Consider the following 446-nt stretch of genomic DNA (forward strand, 5'->3'; position numbering starts at 1 on the left):
TAAGCAATACCAGGAAGGAAGTCTTACTGCTGTGGCCGCCGGAGAACAGGTTGTTCCTGCCTCTGAACTTGCTGCCGCCATGAAGCAGATTAAAGAACTGAACCGCCCCGGGTTTCCTGGAGAGTGTTTTATCTGTGAACTCAGGCTGCCAGATCATCGTTTCCGATGGAAGCATAATAAGCTTTTTCTGCTTCTGCCGGAGGGATGTGGCCCAGCCTTTCCAGCAATCGTCGATTATTATACCAGTCCACCCACGTGAGTGTGGCCAGTTCCACTTCTGCACGGTTTTTCCAGCTCTTACGGTGTATTACCTCCGCTTTGTAAAGACCATTGATGCTCTCCGCCATCGCGTTGTCATACGAGTCGCCTGTACTTCCTGTTGATGCCAGTAATCCGGCTTCCTTAAGCCGCTGTGTGTAGGCCAGCGATACATACTGAGAACCTTT

General features: G+C 50.9%; 1 protein-coding gene. It reads right to left on the reverse strand.

The features are described from left to right. Positions 1 to 140: 140 nt before the first annotated feature. Positions 141 to 446, reverse strand: a 306-nt coding sequence (locus tag BHE85_RS18690; RefSeq protein WP_032232747.1) for an integrase core domain-containing protein, incomplete at its 5' end; no start/stop codon positions are given.

It is taken from the genome of Shigella sp. FC1567 (assembly GCF_001743015.1).
Lineage (GTDB): Bacteria > Pseudomonadota > Gammaproteobacteria > Enterobacterales > Enterobacteriaceae > Escherichia > Escherichia coli.